This window comes from Limnospira sp. PMC 289.06, assembly GCF_032350395.1.
GTDB lineage: Bacteria > Cyanobacteriota > Cyanobacteriia > Cyanobacteriales > Microcoleaceae > Limnospira > Limnospira platensis.
In genome coordinates this window covers 1-17,273 of record NZ_JARPLC010000008.1, presented here as the reverse complement: position 1 = coordinate 17,273, position 17,273 = coordinate 1, and the positions used below count along the sequence as shown (strand labels likewise).

Genomic DNA, 17,273 nt, shown 5'->3' with positions numbered 1-17,273 from the left:
CTAAGTTCAATGAACAGTCAACAAATCTTTCAACAACAAGCTATTCCCGGAATTATTGGCGGATTAGGTCCTTTAGCACATATTGAATTTGAACGGCTATTACTGGCTTTTAATTCCAGTCGCGGTGCTTGTGGCGATCGCCAACACCCGATTTGGTTTTTAATTAATGCTACAGACCTTCCCGACCGCACCCAAAGTTTACTAGGAAATCAGCCAAGTTGTGCCCCTGGTTTAGTCAAATATGGTCAAATATTAGAAGTGGCTGGGGCCGATTTTTTGGTCATTACCTGTAACACTTCTCACGGATTTTATGATCTAGTCCAGTCTCAGTTAAATATTCCCTGGATTCATATTATGCAGGAGACAGTTAGATTTATTAAACTGCATTATCCTGAACTTAATCGCGTGGGGATTTTAGCCACTAATGGAACTTTACAAGCCCATCTATATCAGGATAGTTTAACGGCGGCGGGATTAACAGCGATCGCCCCGATTTTAAACTCCGAATTACAGCAAGATATCATGAATGCTATTTACCATCCAATTTGGGGGATTAAAGCCACAGGAGTTCAAATTTTGCCCCCCCCTATTAACATCTTAAAAACCGCTGTAAAGTGGCTGGAAAACCAAGGGGCAGATTTATTAATTGCTGGATGTACAGAGATTTCTGTAGTGTTAAAACTACTGGATACCAGCTCATTAATAGCAATAGACCCCTTGGAAATTCTGGCAAATTTGACATTAGATTTAGCATTTGGCTATGAGAATATCCCCGAAATATCAAGCCCCCTTAAATAGTTATCGATTATCCGATAGTAGTATCTTTAGAAAGCGCTAAGGTTGTGGTTGTCTCAGTTGGTAGGGGGTGAGTATCGGCGATCGCTGCTGTCGCTGCAATTCCGGTATGCACAATAGTTAAAGTTCGGAAAGGGTCAATAATAGGGTCGATCGCAATTAATAATACCAGTATAGCTTCTAGGGGTAATCCCAAAGGTTTTAAAATTATATCCAACAGGGTCAGCGTTAAAATTCCCGTCGCCCCCGCCGTTGCCATTCCTGCTAAAATAGAAGCGATAATGATAATTACAAAACTCGACAGGTTAAAGTCATAGTTATAGAGTTGCGCCACAAACACCGAAGTTGTCGCAAAATAAGCCACCGGACCAAATCGACACACCGTTATCGCTAGGGGAATGACTAAATTAACTGTCTGTTTATCAAAGTTTAAGTGTTCATCTAAAGCTGAAATAGCAGAAGGTAAACAGGTAAAACTACTGCGAGTAGCTAAAGCTAAAATTGTGGGTTCTTTTAAGACCATCAAAACCCGACCAAAGCCATAGCCAGACTTCTGCCAAATTACCAGGGTACTGATAATGTATATAATCAGAAAAGCTACAATGGCAATAATCACAAAATTTTGCATAGCTACCAAAATCCCAAAACCTGTAGTTGCCATTTGGGAAGCTAACAGGAAACACAAACCAAACGGTAAGAATAAAATCATCCAATCAATCAATTTTTTCGAGGTATTAAATATGGTTTCCAAAAGATTAAATACGTCCTCCTTGGCGGGTTCTTTGGAATATCCCATAGCGATACCAAACACAATGGAAAAAAATAGTATTTCCAGAGAATTACCCTGGCTGAGAGAGGCAAAAATATTCTCAGGTACTAAGCTAAACAAAAAAGATATTAACAGTGATTTTTCTGTAGTCTCCGGCATTGGACCAGTCAAAGATACCTCAAAATCTAACTCTGAAGTATTCACAACTACCCCCAAAGCTGCGAGGGTAGAATCTTCTAAATTACCCCCAGGATTAGTTAAAAATGCCACGGTTGCACCAATGATACTAACCCCTAATAAACTGAGGGAAAATACTATTAAAATCCGTTTGACATATTTATTGGCTTCATGACTAGAAATTAGCTTACCTACACTCATTGTTATGGCTGAAAATAACAACGGTAAAACGCACATTTTGAGGAGGATTAAATATAGGTCTCCAAAGGGGGTTAACAGTAGGGCAATATCTTGATGAACAATGCCAATATATACACCCAGAAGGATAGCCGGAACAATCGACCAGGGATTTTTTAGGCTTTTAACTAACTGCTTAAAGACGCTGTAAAAATTCATATTTTATCAGTGGGTATTTTGGTTAATTTTGTGAGGTGAGTTGACGAGAATTAGATGGGGAAACCAACAAATCCGAATAATCTTCTAATAACTGACTAACTGTATATTTTTTGTCGTTCATTGTTAGATACAAATTCACAAACTGTAACAGGTGATTACTAGACCACGGTAAAGCGATCGCGATCGGATCTTGGGTATCTGTTAACGCGACCGTTTGAAAATTTAAAGCCACATTGGGGTAATTAATCAGAATCTTTTTAACTTCCAACTCATCCCGATATGCTGCTAGTATATCTCCCCTCATTGCACCTCTAATTAAATCCTCCCAATTGGAATATCTGATAATCGTAGCTTTGGGAAATTTTGCCCTAGCAAATATCTCATAAGAAGAGGCATTAATTACACCTATCTTCCCCTGAAAATCTCTCAAAAAATCTACCAAATCTTTATTTCTTGTGGCTTGAGTTAATTGCAAGCGATTTAACAAAAGACCATGGCGCATGGTTAAATATGGATGAGAAAATGAAATAATTTTTGCCCTTTCTAAGGTTTGACTTAGTTTGGAAATCGCCATATCCGCATCACCTTTATAAACCCTATTCACCACTTCATTAAAGGTTTTTGCACTGCGATCGAACCTAACTTGTACTCCTAGACTTTTGGCAATTTTTCTCCCTATTTCAACATCTAATCCGATTAATTCACCGTCTACATTTTCCGCAAAAAAAGGCGGCGAATCTTCTTGATTTATCGCGACGATTAACTCTCCTCGATCTATGATTTTTTGCATATCTGGAGACATAGAGCTTGACGACTGATTTTTCTGGGCAATAACAGCAGCATTTCCTAGTAAATACTCCCAGGTTTCTTGATTAACTATGCCAGTGCTTTCTAAGCCGATATCAAGTTGAAAATTAGAAATAGCTTCTCGGGTTTGTTCCCCATAAATGCCATCGATCGCCCCTAGATAATACCCCTTTTGTTGTAAGCGATTTTGTAGCTCGATAATATCATAATCTCCCCAGGCTTCAGTCACCCCTAAATCGCCATTATTACTATCAGGCACAGTTTCCGCAATCCTTAATTGTGCCCGATTACCCAGAGATTCTGAAGATAAAAATATGGGTGCATCTTGAGTTTTTACTAAGGGGGTAAAAATTAAAACACTTCCCAAGCATATAGCCAATAAAATCAGAACGTTGTATTTCCAGTTAGAGAGTATTTTCATACAAATAATAATTGCTTTCCTGTCTTTTTCGCATCAATTGAGCTTGATAGTTTTTTATCCCCCCCCAAGTCTTCAAGACTAAATTTTGAGTATCCAGTTATTCAGTTAGTGTCCCCAGGTGTAGGATTATTGTACTTTACCATTATTATTACTCTGATCAGGATAAAGTGTAGCAGTTACTAACGGTTTTGGCATCCCAATTGATACCCCAACCCAGACCCCAATCTACTTGGACTCTATCAATGATCATTATACATCATGCGATCGCCATTACCATCATTTCCAGCCAACCCACAGACCCTAGGTAATATAGCCAGTTGGCAGAAATCAGGTTTTTAGGTAATAATGAAAGTATCGCCGATATTATCAAGTAGTTTCGCACTCATTAACAAATCATGTCTAATCAAAAACGAGAACCTGGAGGCTGTGGATGTGCCAGTATTCCCTTTTCAGTAATTCTGCTGTTTTTAGGTGGAGGTTATTGGCTATTTACACAGCGAGATAACTTAGACATTGGTCGGTTTCTTAATCATGAAATTATCGCTGACATTCCATTTATAAATACTTGGGAATTTCCTACTAATCAATCGCCGCCAACTTTACCCGACATTTCAGACCCTCCGAAAACTACCCAACCACAACCACAACCACAACCACAACCACAACCGGAAACACCACCACAATCACCAACAATACAGCCACCTTCTCCCCTACCATCATTGCCACTCAATACCTGGGAAGGTAAACCCATTAGAGGGATTTATTTAAGTCGTTATAAAGCCACAAATAACGCCAGTGAAGAAACCATTAGGGCTAGGGTTCGTTACTATCGCGATCGCGGTATTAATACCATTATTCATGGGGTATGGGGTAACGCTTGTACCATGTATGAAAGCCAAGTTATGCAGGCAAAATTTGGTTATAATAGCTGTCAAAATCTGTTTCAAGAAGAATGGATTGATTGGTTAATTGATGAAGCCCATAAACACGGCATGGAAGTTCATGCTTACTTTGAAAAAGGCATTAAAATAGACGAAAATAGTCACGCCTTTGATCTAGCAGTCCAGAGAGGTTGGATCGTCCCTGGAGTCGATCGCACTCACCCAGGAGTTGATCATTATGTCTTGAATGTTGGCATCCCAGAGGTCGCTCAATTTTTCACTGATATTATGGTTGAATTTGTCCAAAAATACCCCCAGATTGATGCAGTCCAATGGGATGATTATTTGGGTTATCATGATGAGTTACCAGGTCAAATCGATCGCACTCCTAAATTAACTAATTTTGTCCGCAATATGATTGCACAAATGAAAGCCGCTAACCCCTCAGTTAGTTTTGATATCTGCCACCATAACCCCTATTGGGCAAAACAGTATTTTGCCGCAGACCTAGAAGCATGGGGGGTCGATCGCTTTTTTATCCAGGTTTATGCTGAAGAAAATTTTGATGATGAAATGGTCTATGTCGAAGCCTCTGATGGTATTTCCATTACCGAGAGACAATTAAATCGATTACCCGAGTTGATTGATAATCCTAACATCCCTAATATTTTGCTATTTCCTCTCTCCGGAGAACCCGAAAGACTCGCCGACAAGGTGCATGAATTTACCATTTGAATAAACTTATAAATTAGGTTAATTATCATCATTTCCTCCTGTGGCTTCCCTGCTTCTATTCTACAGTTAAATTATCTCGGGTTGATTTTTTGGTCAATTTTTTTAAAAAATAGCCCGCCGAAATCGGCCAGAGGGGTTGACAGGCGGCGGCGATTAGTGATATCATATTTACATAATCTTAAATAATGGCTATTGTTGCAAAAAAATAATTTAGTGCATATCTGTATTATATAATATGATAGCATCAGCCGCTAAAAAAAGCAAGTATCGCCTGAGGGAGGAGGGATTTTAATTTTTGGAGGTAATCAGTTAAAATTATTACAAATATTAAAATTATTGCCATGATTGCCATTGTATAGACTTTTTTTCGATCAGGTCAGCCCTCAAGGCATTTGCTAATACAGATGAATAATCAACCCTTGAGAGATTTAAATAGTAAATGGGCCGACCAGGTAAAGAATGGTTGTCAGGAACTGCGCGACAGCGACGAAATCAGACAGACTTGGGATCATATCATCGCGACTATGGCCCTGCGGATTCGGCGATCGCTGAAACTCAAGGAAATTCTACAGACAACAGCCGATGAAGTGCAAAGATTACTGAAATGTGATCGCGTTTTATTGTACGAAATCGACTTGCATGGGAATGGTGGCATTGTGGTAGAGGCGGTAGAGGATGAGAGGTGGTCCTTAGAATGAACCATGCACCTTGTAAGATGGGCCCTATCTTTGGTTAGTGGCGATCGGTTCGATCGCCCTAGAAGCAGGTCAAATTGGGACTTGGGATTGGGATCTCAAAGATACGGTAAACTGGGATCAGCGGATGTATGAGATTTTTGGGTTGCAAGGTTGGCAGGGTAAAGCAGTTTATCAAGACTGGGCTAATCTAGTCCATCGAGATGATATTACCGAGGTTGAAAAGGCTATGGAAGCAGCCATAGCCAAAGATAATTTTTTTAATATAGAATTTCGTATTGTTAGACCCGATGGAATCAAGCGTTGGTTGCGAGGGGCAACCATAGTCCAGCACCATAGTGACGGTACCCGGAGCGATGACGGGGATTAATTACGATATTACCGATCGCAAACAGGCGCTCATTAGCCCTCAAATACAGTGAAGCCAAATATCGCACCATTATTGAAACCACCCAGGAGGGAGTGTGGGTTTTAGATAAGACAGATAACACCAGCTTTGTCAATCAGCAAATGGCAAAAATGCTAGGCTATTCTGTCACGGATATGCTGGGAATGTCTTTCCTAGATTTGATCGACACAGAAGGATCTTCGATGGCTGAAATTTATCTAAACCAGCGTCATCAGGGTATAATGGGTCAACATCGCGCCAAGCTGTGCCACCGTGATGGTAAAGTGGTCTGGGCTTTGGTTTCTGCTACACCTTTGTTTGATGATCTGGGGCAATATGACGGCTGCATTAAACTGGTGACAGATATCACCCACATGGTGGAAATACAGGAGGCTTTACAAACTTCTGAGGCGCAGTTGGCTAGTGTATTAAATAGTTCCCTTGATGGGATTATGGCTTTTCGTTCTCTGCGGGATGAGACTGGGGAAATAGTGGATTTTATCTGGTTGTTGACTAATCCCACGGCTGGCAAATTGGTGGGGCGATCGCCTCAAAAATTAATCGGTAAACAATTATTAGAAGAAATGCCGGGAAATAAAACTGATGGTTTATTTGATGCATTAGTCCAAGTGGTGGAGTCCGGCGAACCTTTCCAGTATGAGTTTCATTATCAACATGATGGCATTGACTGTTGGTTTGAAAATGTGGCGGTTAAATTGGGGGATGGTTTTGCGGTCACTTTCCGGGACGTGACCCGAACTAAACAGTCAGAAAAGGCTCTCCAACAAGTTAATCAAGAGTTGGAACAAAGGTTAGATGATCTCAAGCAGCGTCACCAAGAGATGGTGATTTTGGGTGAAATTAACGAATTTTTGCAGGCTTGTAACAATGTCGATGAGGCTTATGAGGCGATCGCCCGCCCAGTCGCACCTTGCTCTTCCCTGAGTGTTCGGGTGGTCTGTTTAGAACCTGTAGTTCCCGCAACCGGGTTGAAAATGTGGCTCGGTGGGGGTCTGATTTGCATTCAGCAGTTGATTTTGACCCTAAGCATTGTTGGGGACTGCGCCGGGGTCGTCCCTATGAAGTAGGAAATCAACGCTCAGGTCCTCGGTGTCAGTATATCCAAAACACTACAGAATTGGCGGTTACCCTTTGTATTCCCATGGTAGCTCAGGGGGAAACTTTGGGATGATTTTATCTAGCTACCAAAACCGCCACGGCTTGATCTGAACCAAAACAGCAATTAGCCCGCACTGTATCGGAACAGTTAAGTTTAGCGATCGCTAATTTAAACCTCCGAGAAACCCTCCAAAATCAGAGTATCCGAGATCCATTAACTGGATTATTTAACCGCCGCTATTTGGAAGAATCCTTTAATCAAGAGATTCTCCGCGCCCAACGTCAACAGCACCCCATTGGTGTGATCATGCTAGATATAGACCATTTTAAGCAGTTTAACGACACCTTTGGTCATTATGCAGGGGATTATGTCTTACGGGTGGTTGCTGAAGTATTGAAAAACAGTGTGCGCGGTTCAGATATTGCTTGTCGCTATGGCGGCGAGGAAATGACTCTAATTATGCCAGAATTGTCTTTACCCGCTATCTGCGATCGGGCTGAAGCTATCCGCACTGCTATTAGCCAACTGCGTCTCAACCATAACGGTCAAAATTTAAACACCCTCACCGCCTCTATAGGAGTTGCTTGTTTTCCTCAACATGGAACTACCCCCATGGCTGTAATCAAGGCGGCTGATGGGGCTTTATATCGCCCTAAGGCTAACGGACGTAACTGTGCGATCGTTGCCACCTTATCTTAATTTATTCTACCTGCTTCTGGGAGAGTTTGTCAACCTTGCCTAAAGGGTGAAGTTAGAATAAGAAATAGCGCTGCGCCATGGGTAAAACTGTGGCGGGTTCACAGGTTAGCAGTTCCCCGTCTGCCGTGACTTCGTAGGTTTCTGGGTCTACTTCTATATGGGGTAAACTATCGTTTAATTTCATGTCTAATTTACTCAAATGGCGGGTATTATATACCGGAACTGTCGCTTTTTTTAAACCCAGTTTTTGCATGGTTTTACCCGCCAAAGAAGCCTGGGAAACAAAGGTTAATGATGTGGCAGATATCGCCCCTCCGAAACTTGCAAACATCGGACGCATATAAACCGGTTGGGGTGTGGGAATACTAGCGTTGGGGTCTCCCATTTGCGACCAGGCGATCGCCCCCCCTTTAATCACGATTTCCGGTTTAACTCCAAAAAATGCCGGTTTCCATAGACATAAATCTGCTAATTTACCCTCTTCAACCGAACCGACATAATCATTAATTCCATGGGCAATAGCAGGATTAATGGTATACTTAGCAATATAGCGTTTAGCCCGGAAATTATCATGGGTTTCTGCCGCATTTTCTGGGGATGATAATAACCCCCTTTGTACCTTCATTTTATGGGCGGTTTGCCAGGTGCGGATAATCGTTTCTCCTACCCTTCCCATAGCTTGGGAGTCCGAGGCTATCATACTAAATGCGCCGAGGTCGTGAAGGATATCTTCGGCGGCGATGGTTTCCCGACGTATGCGGGACTCAGCAAAGGCAACATCTTCGGGAATATGGCGATCGAGATGGTGACATACCATCAACATATCTAAATGTTCTTCTAGGGTATTTGCCGTATAGGGACGGGTGGGGTTAGTGGAGGAAGGCAGCACATTTTTATAACTACAAACTTTGATAATATCTGGCGCATGACCACCCCCCGCGCCTTCCGTGTGGTAGGTGTGAATTACCCGGTCTTTAAACGCGGCTATGGTATTCTCTACAAACCCCGCCTCATTGAGAGTATCTGTGTGAATAGCTACTTGGATATCATATTTATCAGCAACTGTTAAACAAACATCGATCGCCGCTGGTGTAGTTCCCCAATCTTCATGAAGTTTTAAACCCATAGCCCCCGCCATTACCTGTTCAACTAAGCCTTGAGGTTGGGCGCTGTTTCCCTTCCCTAAAAATCCTAAATTCATCGGGAAGGCTTCCGCCGCCTGTAGCATTCGATGAATATTCCATGCTCCCGGAGTGCAGGTAGTGGCATTTGTTCCCGTGGCGGGTCCGGTGCCACCTCCTAACATAGTGGTAATTCCAGAGGCGATCGCCGTTTCAATTTGCTGGGGACAAATAAAGTGAATATGGCTATCAATTCCACCAGCCGTTAGGATTTTACCTTCTCCCGCAATAGCCTCCGTAGACGGACCAATAATAATATCAACGTTGTCTTGAATATAGGGATTTCCCGCTTTACCAATTTTACAGATTTTACCGTCTTTAATACCCACATCAGCTTTAATAATTCCCCACCAGTCTAAAATTAGGGCATTAGTAATTACCACATCAACCGCCCCATCTTCCCTAGAAATGGGAGATTGTCCCATACCATCTCGAATTACTTTACCCCCTCCAAATTTGACCTCATCTCCGTAAGTAGTTAGGTCTCTTTCTACTTCTATAAATAGTTCTGTATCCGCTAATCTAATGCGATCGCCTACCGTTGGTCCGAAGGTTTCCGCGTAGGCTTGTCTATCCATGCGATAACTCATTTTTGGCTCCTAATTAATCACAATATAGCTATTTTTAAGCTGGCGGCGGGTTAACTCCCCAGATTTACTTAGGCTTTTTTTTGGACTTATCTTTTTTGCGTTTTTCCCGCTTAACTTCTGGTGATAATGTGCCATTAATTAACCCATTAAAACCGTAAACTTCACCACTTCCGGCTAGAGTCACTAATTCGAATTCTCGCTGGTCTCCTGGTTCAAATCTGATGGCTGTACCAGCGGGGATATTTAAGCGCATTCCCCTAGCTGTTTCTCTGGCAAATTCTAAGGCGGGATTGACTTCGTAAAAGTGAAAATGAGAACCGACTTGGATGGGGCGATCGCCTGTATTTGCCACATTGATTTTGACAGTTTCGCGACCCGAATTAAGTTCGATTTCTCCTGGTTTAACGATTATTTCTCCGGGAATCATAGTTAATTAAATAGTGATTGTTTTACTGGATAGGATTATGAACTGTTACCAACTTCGTACCATCGGGAAATGTCGCTTCTACCTGTACCTCGTCCACCATTTCCGCTACCCCTTCCATAACATCATCCTTAGTTAAAAGAGTCGTTCCATAACTCATTAAATCCGCCACAGTGCGACCATCTCGCGCCCCTTCTAAAATGGCAGCAGATAGGTAAGCGACAGCTTCGGGATAGTTCAATTTAACTCCCCTGGCTTTACGGCGCTCCGCTACTAAGGCGGCAGTAAAAATTAGCAATTTGTCTTTTTCTTGGGGTGATAGTTGCATCCACAACTCCTTAAATTCGTGAAATTATTAAACGTTCCACACTCGCGGTTTAGTGATGTTTTTTCCTGATAAATTGGGGCGTAATAACTGCCAAATTTGGGTAAACCAGGCGATCGCCTCTTGGCTAGACGGACCACGATAACGACACAATAACCCTGATAACAGTTGAGTCGCCCCGGCTTCTCCTTCGCTTTGGTGTTCACCCCACAGCATTCTAACATGGTTTAGGGTCTCTTTGGAAACAGGTTCACCCACCCAGGTGAGGGTAGCAACTACAGGCCATCCTCCTAAGCCGTGGGGACTCTCTAAAATGGTTTCACCCCCAGGAAGCCATTGTCTATCTATCCATAGTGGTTTCTCATTTTGCCATATTTCCGTGTGCGATCGCCACTCTCCCTGTCCAAAATTTTCCCCCCTGGCTGAACGACCAAACCGGGTAATTTCCCATCCTAACCAGGTCGCTTCTGGGGCTAATTCTACCCGTAAATCTTGACGATAAATAGCACCATTAAAAATGATGGTTTCCCGTGGTAAATATTCCAAATAAGCGCCTTTTTCTAGTTTAATCTTAACATTTTGGCTGGCAGTTTTTCCCGTGCTACGATAAACTCTACTCGCCGCCGCCGTAGTTAATAAAACTTTCGTATCCGCTTGTAAATGCAGGTTTTGGGAAAGGCGATCGCCCCCCACCATTCCCCCGGCGGTATGTAATGCTACACTATGGCAAATTTCCTCACCTGGCGGATAAAAAGGGCGTTGGATTTTATAGGGGGCCGTGGTATACTTATCAACTACTTGGGTAATGCCATGATTTTGGGAATATGTCAGGTTAAGAATACCATGCCATTCTGACGGGTTACAGTCACTCATTAATTGATAATTGATAATTGATAACTAACTCCCTCTGGGGTTAGGCGGTGAGGGAGTGACGAAAACCTGAGAGTGGGGATTAGATAGTTGACTGCATAATTATTCACAATGATGATGATTTTTGATGCTTTAACACCGCATCTCTCAATTGTCCTTGACATTCATCAAGCAGTTGAATTCCCCCTTCCGCATCCAAATCAGTCCAATACATTAATAGGGCTAATTTCACCGATTTATTACTGCGTTCTAATAATTCGGCTGCTTGTTGGCGAGTCATACCTGTTAAATCAATTAAAATACGCATCGCCCGATCGCGTAATTTATTATTCGTCACCGCCACATCAACCATGCGATTACCGTAGACTTTTCCTAGCCTAACCATCACACTGGTTGAGATAATATTTAATGCCATTTTGGTCACAGTTCCCGCTTTTAGGCGAGTGGAACCCGCCAGGATTTCTGGACCTACTAAAAGGCGGATATCCACATCAGCATCAAACGTCACTTGTTCCCTGGGAACACAAGCCATAAATATGGTTTTTGCCCCTCGGCTTTTAGCTGCTTGTAGCGCCCCATGAACGTAGGGAGTTGTGCCGCCCGCCGTAATTCCTAGGACGATATCTAACTCCGTGATTTGGCGGTGGGCGATCGCTTTTTCCCCATCCGTGACCCTATCTTCTAATTCCTCCGAACTACGAATTAAAGCCCCTGCGCCCCCCGCAATAATCCCCTGTACCAATTCCGGGGGACTACAGAAGGTGGGCGGACATTCAGCCGCATCTAACACCCCTAAACGGCCACTGGTACCCGCCCCCACGTAAAATAACCTCCCCCCTTTTTTTAGGGCTTGTGTAGTTAGGTCAATGGCTTGGGCCAGAGATTCGCGCGCATGGGCGATCGCCAGTAAAGTTCTAGCATCCTCGCGGTTAAACAAATCCACTAATTCCAAGGAAGTCAGGCGATCGAGGTTTTCACTACTCGCATTAGCCTGTTCCGTCAATAAATGGCCCCGCGTTTCCAAATTAGTCATTTTTTGCTGTTCGTCCTTCACAAGTGATCAGGCTAAAGTAAACCTTCTAGGCGACGGCGAATGCTGTCGAGTTCGTCTGATGGAAATTCTGAGGATTCCTCTGAGTCCCTTTCGTCTTGGGTTTTGCCTTGTTTTTCCCACTCAAACTCCTCCACATTATTTTCTGGAGGAATTGCTAAAGCCCCAGACGGAATCAACTCCCAATCATAATCTACACTGCGACAGAATTCTTTGATTTCATCATCATCAATTGCCTCAATACAGGGACTGGGGAAATCTTGGGCTTCCAACAAACCACCAAAGCGGAGGGCATCGTCTTCCTCCTCAAACATTAACACCTTATTGCGATCGCCCATCTGAATTGTATGGATTCCCTCATTATCAGTCCCGGCATTGAACAGCAAGACATAGACTTTCATGATCTTGAATCGGGTTGTTAACAACAGCTTTATCTTATCTTACAACCTCCGATCACCTTTTCTCTCAACTCCACCAGATGATCGCCATTCCAGACCCGCCCCCTTCCGGTTGAGATGTGCTAACCAGTCTGCTAGACTGTCTCCACCAGCTAAATATCACAAATCGGAAGATTATCTTGCATGAATTATACCACATCCGGTGCAGAAATGCCAGCAATTAAAACATTTGTTAACAATCAAGTTAAGTTTCCTGAACGCTTTAATGGAACCATTGACAATCAGGATGAAATGTATTTATTTGCCCTCCAAAATCAAGGCTTTCCTGAACGCGCGATCATTCGTTATTATAGCAATGGTATTCGCATATTTGATGCTGTAAAACAGGTGGTTAATTGGCATTTTGGCGGTTTTAATAAGATTAGTGCATTTTTAGACTTTGCTAGTGGCTATGGACGTTCTACCAGGTTTTTTGTGCAAGAAATACCCTCAGATAAAGTCTGGATTTCTGATATTTATGCCGAGGGGGTAAAGTTTCAGGTTGAACAGTTTGGGGTCAATGGTATTGTGTCTACTTCTCAGCCAAAAGACTATCTTTGTAATCAGAGTTTTGACTGTATTTTGGCTTGTTCTTTTTTTAGCCATCTCCCCAAAGCTACTTTTTCCCATTGGTTGAGGGTGTTATATGGCTTACTTAATCCCAATGGTTTATTATTGTTTAGCGTCCATGACCGCAGTTTATTACCATCTCATTTAATGATTGATGATTCCGAGTTATTATTTTGTCTGAATAGTGAAAGCAGAACTTTGGACTTGGGGGAATATGGAACCAGTTATGTCGGCGAAAATTTTGTCGCTAATACCATGGCTGATATTTCCGAACATCAGGCTGTTTATCATCGCATACCCCAGGGAATTTGTCGGTATCAAGACCTATATATTTTGGCGAAAAATCCGACCATGACTTGGGAGAATTTTCGATATTATCATCATCCTATCGGAAAAATTGAACAGTGTAATCTTACCGCTGATGGCGTTTTGGAATTGGGGGGTTGGGTTTCCGAAATTAACCCCCGTGGTCAGGTTTCCGAAATTTTGGTTTATCAAAATACTCTCTTGGTTTATCGGGAAACAATTACCGGGGAAAATAACCCGGAGATAAAATGGCATTTTGTCTGCAAGTTAAACCAGGTGAATTTTGTTGATATTATTATGGTGAAAACCATCAATAATTTTGGGTTAGAATGGGTGTTTGATTGTGCGCCGCTAGAGTTTTGGTTGAGGGGGAACTAATTGCTATGATGAAAATCACACAGTCTCCAGTTCTAACCACTACCGAAATCCATAAATATGGGACTTTTTGGCATTCCTCAAAGAAGTAATGATGCCTTGTGGCGATCGATAAAATACCATTAGGCACTAACGTGATTCTGCCAACACTTGGAAAAGGACAAGGCCTTGCCTACTAAGCGAGACACTCCTTGCCTCAAGGTACTGCCAAACCCCCTTTTTTTTGCGCCTTACCTGGACTTGGCGGCGTACAGAGACATATCTCTGACTAACGCAGTCTGGCAGCCAGGGTTCAGGCACTTGGACGGTTCCTGCTACTCCAGCCTGGGGAATTCCCTCAGTCCGCAAACGGTCAATCAGAGACCGTGTTCCTTGGTGAATCACTTTTTTGGTGGGGTTTTCAACAAACTGTGGTCTACAATCACGACACTTGAACCGTGGTTAGCCGCTTTTGAATCTGTCTTCAACTTTGGTACATACCTAATACTAGCACCGAGATGATGATACCATTTACGGAGGTCAAGGTAATGACTCTCTCGTGGGTGAAACAGGTAGCGACCTGTTATTGGGTGATAGGGGGGATGATACTTAATGGGTATTAGCGATCGAGTTCCTGGTTATACATTAATTGATCACTTTGCTCTGGATGAGGATATCATCCAGTTAACGGACTTCCGAGGAACTTTTCGACTCTAACTTTCCCCCGAACAATTACCCCCCGGTACAGCAATTGTCGGCCAAAATCGCCAAGGAGATTTTGACTTAATTGCCCTAGTCAAGGACGTTTTCTGCTTTGATTTAGAGGAAAATTATTTTATATTTTCTTAATAAATCGCCAGAATGTTCATGTTGTACAAGTAAATGACCATGCCGACCCAAATATCGGATTTTTAGCCAGGTTTCCTGAGCTAAAATCAGGGTAGCAGAAAACATAGTCCAAGTCCGAGTTGTTGTTTATTTTTTATACCCATGGAAGACCTAATTCAAAATCTAACCAATACCGAAACCCCGTCAACCCCGTCAACCCCTGTACCTCCCCGTGTATCGACAGATGAGATAGATACCTTATTTGGTGGTCCTGGCAATAATGTTTTCCTGCTTCAGAATCATTTTGATCAATTGCCTCCCCTGAGTCCAGCCACGACTCAAATTGGTACTAACGACGACGATGAGTTATTTGGGACCAATGGGAATGATGTCATCCTAGGTCGCGGCGGTAATGATACCATTTACGGATTTATGGGTGATGATTTCATAGATGGTCAAGGGGGAGATGACCGGATTTATGGCGGTCAGGGTAATGATATCTTATCAGGGGCTGAAGGTAGAGATACCATATTCGGCGATATCGGTGATGATATCATTTACGGTGGCGCAGATGACGACCTGCTATTTGGCAACCAGGGCAATGATACAATTTATGGTGACGGCGGTAATGATACCATCTATGGCGGTCAGGGAGACGACTACCTAGTGGGCGGTAGTGGTAATGATCTGTTATTTGGTGACCAAGGAAATGATACCCTAGTGGGAATAAGTCGCGCCGGAAGAGGTTACACCCTGATCGGTGATTTTGACCCAGAGAAAGATACGGTGATGTTACGGGGACGCAGAGAAAATCATGAATTAGTTCCATCCCAGGAGCTATCTGTTGCTACCAATGTTAGTCTACCAGAAGGAACGGCAATTATTCAGACCACCCTAGATGGTACTCAGCAACTGTTAGCGGTTGTTCAGGATAATTTCTTTTTGGATATTGACGCGAGTTATTTCGACTTCTTATGACGGTTTCAGGGCGCTAATGATTAGTCATAGCGCCCTTACCATCATCCCCTTAATTATTTTCCAGTTTCGCACTACAGGTTAAAGCTACATCCACCAATTCATCTGGGGCTTGTCCAGTTTCCTGAAGTTGCTGTAGGATGTCCACAAACTCCTCAATCGAAAATCGATCTTGATACTCAAAAATGGTACACTGACAGATAGTTTGCGCTTGTTGGGGGGTTAGCCCTGACCTCTGCGATCGCTCACGACAATTGCTCACATAATTGCTGACAAACTCTTGAGGATAAGCATTCCTGGGTTGTTGTTGGTAACTAGGAGATTCAGCAGCAGCCATCGTACAGACAGTCACCGTGAAACTTAGGGAACCTAAGAAAAAAAATTGTTGCCAAATTTTGGGTATGCTCATGCTATTAATTGGATTCCGTATCAGCCGGCGGAAGTCTCCACAACTTGACATTATAGCAGTAGGATTTGGGAAGCCTTAGATGAGTAAGCCTCAGAACACCCCCAGGTTGATTAGACAAGGCGCGCGCCGCCGAGTCAAAATTTTGCTCATAGCAGCGTGCGCCTTAATGTTATTCATGAGTCTAGGACTGGTCAATCACCTGTTAATAATGCGATCGTCCGCTAGAGAACCCGTTGATACCTTCTTAGTATTGGGGGGAAGTATCCGCCGAGAAATCTATGTTTCCCAACTAGCCACAGAATATCCACAAATCCCCATTATCATTTCTAAAGGTTCCGACGACCCCTGCATTGTCAAGCTATTTGAGCGTAACAAAGCCCCCAGCCAAGGAGTTTGGTTAGAAAAATGTGCCAACTCCACCTTCGGGAATTATATGTTTAGTCAACCCTTACTCACCCAATGGGGTGCGCGCCATGTAAAAATCCTCACCTCAGATACCCACCTTACCAGGGCCCAATGGATGGCTAAAATCATGTTAGGAGCCCATGGGATTTGGCCAGAAATGGAATTAGTAGAAGAATCCGGGATACCCGGGAACACAGAATCTCTGCTCAAAACCATATTAGACCTCAGCAGAGCCATCCTTTGGGCTTTTTTTTTAGCCAGATCTGGCAACCGAGTTGTTCTGATGTTGTTCACCTTCGAGAAGTCGATATGGCTTCCTGGTGTGAAAATGGTTTTACCTGCGAGTATCAGGGGGGAGTTGATCCCGAATCCCTATGCAATTAGAAAATCAGCAGAAGTAACCGCCGATCTCTAAAATGGAGTCCAACCAGTTCGCAGCATTAGAGTGGGGTGCTTTTCTGTGTCTGTTGGCCAACCAAGACCTACAGCTTTTTTGTTGAAATTTCCCTGGGAAATGCTATAATGATTAATGAGCTTGGAAATGCCTGGAGAGGTGGCAGAGATGGTCGATTGCGACGGACTCGAAATTCGTTAGGGGTGCAAGCTTCTCGTGGGTTCGAATCCCACCCTCTCCGATTAACTTAAACCCTTATCATTATTGCGAT

20 protein-coding genes and 1 tRNA gene are annotated in these 17,273 nt (G+C 43.1%); 11 read left to right on the top strand and 10 right to left on the bottom strand.

Annotated features, from left to right (window positions below; genetic code table 11):
• Nucleotides 1-9 precede the first annotated feature (9 nt).
• The gene (locus P5674_RS03370) at nt 10-798 is read left to right on the top strand and encodes an aspartate/glutamate racemase family protein (RefSeq protein WP_014275608.1); all 789 of its coding nucleotides are present in this window, start codon (nt 10-12) and stop codon (nt 796-798) included.
• Nucleotides 799-805: 7 nt separating this feature from the next.
• Here P5674_RS03370 and P5674_RS03365 read toward each other — a convergent pair whose 3' ends face one another.
• A complete protein-coding gene (locus P5674_RS03365) occupies nt 806-2,137 on the bottom strand; it encodes a dicarboxylate/amino acid:cation symporter (RefSeq protein ID WP_014275607.1) in 1,332 nt (443 codons plus the stop codon).
• A 22-nt stretch (nt 2,138-2,159) separates the two neighbouring features.
• Nucleotides 2,160-3,365, bottom strand: coding sequence for a transporter substrate-binding domain-containing protein (locus tag P5674_RS03360; protein ID WP_014275606.1), 1,206 nt, complete (start codon nt 3,363-3,365; stop codon nt 2,160-2,162).
• 395 nt (nt 3,366-3,760) lie between these two features.
• Here P5674_RS03360 and P5674_RS03355 point away from each other — a divergent pair, with 395 nt between their 5' ends.
• The 5 genes from P5674_RS03355 (at nt 3,761) to P5674_RS03335 (ending at nt 7,883) form a co-directional block, all read left to right on the top strand.
• Nucleotides 3,761-4,981 carry a family 10 glycosylhydrolase gene (locus P5674_RS03355; RefSeq protein WP_014275605.1) on the top strand — a complete coding sequence of 407 codons (1,221 nt, stop codon included), beginning with the start codon at nt 3,761-3,763 and terminating at the stop codon, nt 4,979-4,981.
• Between the two features lie 404 nt (nt 4,982-5,385).
• A complete protein-coding gene (locus P5674_RS03350; protein ID WP_006619193.1) occupies nt 5,386-5,679 on the top strand; it encodes a GAF domain-containing protein in 294 nt (97 codons plus the stop codon).
• A 37-nt stretch (nt 5,680-5,716) separates the two neighbouring features.
• Nucleotides 5,717-6,046, top strand: coding sequence for a PAS domain-containing protein (locus P5674_RS03345; protein ID WP_006619194.1), 330 nt, complete (start codon nt 5,717-5,719; stop codon nt 6,044-6,046).
• A complete protein-coding gene (locus P5674_RS03340) occupies nt 6,046-7,152 on the top strand; it encodes a PAS domain-containing protein (RefSeq protein WP_308805632.1) in 1,107 nt (368 codons plus the stop codon). The genes P5674_RS03345 and P5674_RS03340 overlap by 1 nt, the downstream gene beginning before the upstream one ends.
• Nucleotides 7,153-7,343: 191 nt before the next feature.
• Complete coding sequence (locus P5674_RS03335) at nt 7,344-7,883, top strand: GGDEF domain-containing protein (RefSeq protein WP_373869261.1); 540 nt, start codon at nt 7,344-7,346, stop codon at nt 7,881-7,883.
• Nucleotides 7,884-7,935: 52 nt separating this feature from the next.
• Here P5674_RS03335 and ureC read toward each other — a convergent pair whose 3' ends face one another.
• From ureC to P5674_RS03305, 6 genes are all read right to left on the bottom strand, one after another.
• Nucleotides 7,936-9,654, bottom strand: coding sequence for an urease subunit alpha (ureC, locus tag P5674_RS03330; protein ID WP_006619198.1), 1,719 nt, complete (start codon nt 9,652-9,654; stop codon nt 7,936-7,938).
• A 64-nt stretch (nt 9,655-9,718) separates the two neighbouring features.
• Complete coding sequence (locus P5674_RS03325) at nt 9,719-10,081, bottom strand: urease subunit beta (RefSeq protein ID WP_006619199.1); 363 nt, start codon at nt 10,079-10,081, stop codon at nt 9,719-9,721.
• Between the two features lie 22 nt (nt 10,082-10,103).
• Nucleotides 10,104-10,406 (bottom strand): urease subunit gamma, encoded by a 303-nt coding sequence (gene ureA, locus P5674_RS03320; RefSeq protein WP_006619200.1) that lies wholly within the window; start codon nt 10,404-10,406, stop codon nt 10,104-10,106.
• Nucleotides 10,407-10,433: 27 nt separating this feature from the next.
• The gene (locus P5674_RS03315) at nt 10,434-11,276 is read right to left on the bottom strand and encodes an urease accessory protein UreD (RefSeq protein ID WP_006619201.1); all 843 of its coding nucleotides are present in this window, start codon (nt 11,274-11,276) and stop codon (nt 10,434-10,436) included.
• Nucleotides 11,277-11,379: 103 nt separating this feature from the next.
• Entirely contained in the window at nt 11,380-12,306 is a 927-nt protein-coding gene (gene murQ / locus P5674_RS03310) for an N-acetylmuramic acid 6-phosphate etherase (RefSeq protein WP_014275603.1), read from the bottom strand.
• Nucleotides 12,307-12,338: 32 nt separating this feature from the next.
• Nucleotides 12,339-12,725, bottom strand: a complete 387-nt coding sequence (locus P5674_RS03305) for a DUF3110 domain-containing protein (protein ID WP_006616615.1) — start codon at nt 12,723-12,725, stop codon at nt 12,339-12,341.
• 180 nt (nt 12,726-12,905) lie between these two features.
• Here P5674_RS03305 and P5674_RS03300 point away from each other — a divergent pair, with 180 nt between their 5' ends.
• Together P5674_RS03300 and P5674_RS03295 are read left to right on the top strand one after the other, a co-directional pair.
• The gene (locus P5674_RS03300) at nt 12,906-14,015 is read left to right on the top strand and encodes a class I SAM-dependent methyltransferase (RefSeq protein ID WP_006616616.1); all 1,110 of its coding nucleotides are present in this window, start codon (nt 12,906-12,908) and stop codon (nt 14,013-14,015) included.
• A 505-nt stretch (nt 14,016-14,520) separates the two neighbouring features.
• Complete coding sequence (locus P5674_RS03295; RefSeq protein WP_126277583.1) at nt 14,521-14,604, top strand: hypothetical protein; 84 nt, start codon at nt 14,521-14,523, stop codon at nt 14,602-14,604.
• A gap of 206 nt (nt 14,605-14,810) precedes the next feature.
• On the opposite strand, the gene P5674_RS03290 is transcribed toward P5674_RS03295, so the two are convergent.
• Nucleotides 14,811-14,945 carry a hypothetical protein gene (locus tag P5674_RS03290; RefSeq protein ID WP_286133295.1) on the bottom strand — a complete coding sequence of 45 codons (135 nt, stop codon included), beginning with the start codon at nt 14,943-14,945 and terminating at the stop codon, nt 14,811-14,813.
• Nucleotides 14,946-14,981: 36 nt separating this feature from the next.
• Between P5674_RS03290 and P5674_RS03285 the strand changes: the two genes are divergently transcribed.
• Nucleotides 14,982-15,797, top strand: coding sequence for a calcium-binding protein (locus tag P5674_RS03285; RefSeq protein ID WP_006616617.1), 816 nt, complete (start codon nt 14,982-14,984; stop codon nt 15,795-15,797).
• 49 nt (nt 15,798-15,846) lie between these two features.
• Here the strand turns inward: P5674_RS03285 and P5674_RS03280 are convergent, their stop codons facing one another.
• Nucleotides 15,847-16,203, bottom strand: coding sequence for a hypothetical protein (locus P5674_RS03280; protein WP_006616618.1), 357 nt, complete (start codon nt 16,201-16,203; stop codon nt 15,847-15,849).
• Nucleotides 16,204-16,282: 79 nt separating this feature from the next.
• Between P5674_RS03280 and P5674_RS03275 the strand changes: the two genes are divergently transcribed.
• Together P5674_RS03275 and P5674_RS03270 are read left to right on the top strand one after the other, a co-directional pair.
• Nucleotides 16,283-17,023, top strand: coding sequence for a YdcF family protein (locus P5674_RS03275; RefSeq protein WP_006616619.1), 741 nt, complete (start codon nt 16,283-16,285; stop codon nt 17,021-17,023).
• A gap of 132 nt (nt 17,024-17,155) precedes the next feature.
• Nucleotides 17,156-17,243, top strand: a tRNA-Ser gene (locus tag P5674_RS03270).
• Nucleotides 17,244-17,273: the final 30 nt, after the last annotated feature.

Bases quoted from the DNA above. Each gene is read 5' to 3' on its own strand.
- P5674_RS03300 (WP_006616616.1), top strand. From the start codon at position 12,906: ATGAATTATACCACATCCGGTGCAGAAATGCCAGCAATTAAAACATTT.
- P5674_RS03275 (WP_006616619.1), top strand. From the start codon at position 16,283: ATGAGTAAGCCTCAGAACACCCCCAGGTTGATTAGACAAGGCGCGCGC.
- P5674_RS03370 (WP_014275608.1), top strand. From the start codon at position 10: ATGAACAGTCAACAAATCTTTCAACAACAAGCTATTCCCGGAATTATT.
- ureC (WP_006619198.1), bottom strand. From the start codon at position 9,654: ATGAGTTATCGCATGGATAGACAAGCCTACGCGGAAACCTTCGGACCA.
- P5674_RS03290 (WP_286133295.1), bottom strand. From the start codon at position 14,945: ATGTTTTCTGCTACCCTGATTTTAGCTCAGGAAACCTGGCTAAAAATC.
- P5674_RS03355 (WP_014275605.1), top strand. From the start codon at position 3,761: ATGTCTAATCAAAAACGAGAACCTGGAGGCTGTGGATGTGCCAGTATT.
- P5674_RS03280 (WP_006616618.1), bottom strand. From the start codon at position 16,203: ATGAGCATACCCAAAATTTGGCAACAATTTTTTTTCTTAGGTTCCCTA.
- P5674_RS03350 (WP_006619193.1), top strand. From the start codon at position 5,386: ATGAATAATCAACCCTTGAGAGATTTAAATAGTAAATGGGCCGACCAG.
- P5674_RS03315 (WP_006619201.1), bottom strand. From the start codon at position 11,276: ATGAGTGACTGTAACCCGTCAGAATGGCATGGTATTCTTAACCTGACA.
- P5674_RS03360 (WP_014275606.1), bottom strand. From the start codon at position 3,365: ATGAAAATACTCTCTAACTGGAAATACAACGTTCTGATTTTATTGGCT.
- P5674_RS03325 (WP_006619199.1), bottom strand. From the start codon at position 10,081: ATGATTCCCGGAGAAATAATCGTTAAACCAGGAGAAATCGAACTTAAT.
- P5674_RS03285 (WP_006616617.1), top strand. From the start codon at position 14,982: ATGGAAGACCTAATTCAAAATCTAACCAATACCGAAACCCCGTCAACC.
- ureA (WP_006619200.1), bottom strand. From the start codon at position 10,406: ATGCAACTATCACCCCAAGAAAAAGACAAATTGCTAATTTTTACTGCC.
- P5674_RS03365 (WP_014275607.1), bottom strand. From the start codon at position 2,137: ATGAATTTTTACAGCGTCTTTAAGCAGTTAGTTAAAAGCCTAAAAAAT.
- P5674_RS03305 (WP_006616615.1), bottom strand. From the start codon at position 12,725: ATGAAAGTCTATGTCTTGCTGTTCAATGCCGGGACTGATAATGAGGGA.
- murQ (WP_014275603.1), bottom strand. From the start codon at position 12,306: ATGACTAATTTGGAAACGCGGGGCCATTTATTGACGGAACAGGCTAAT.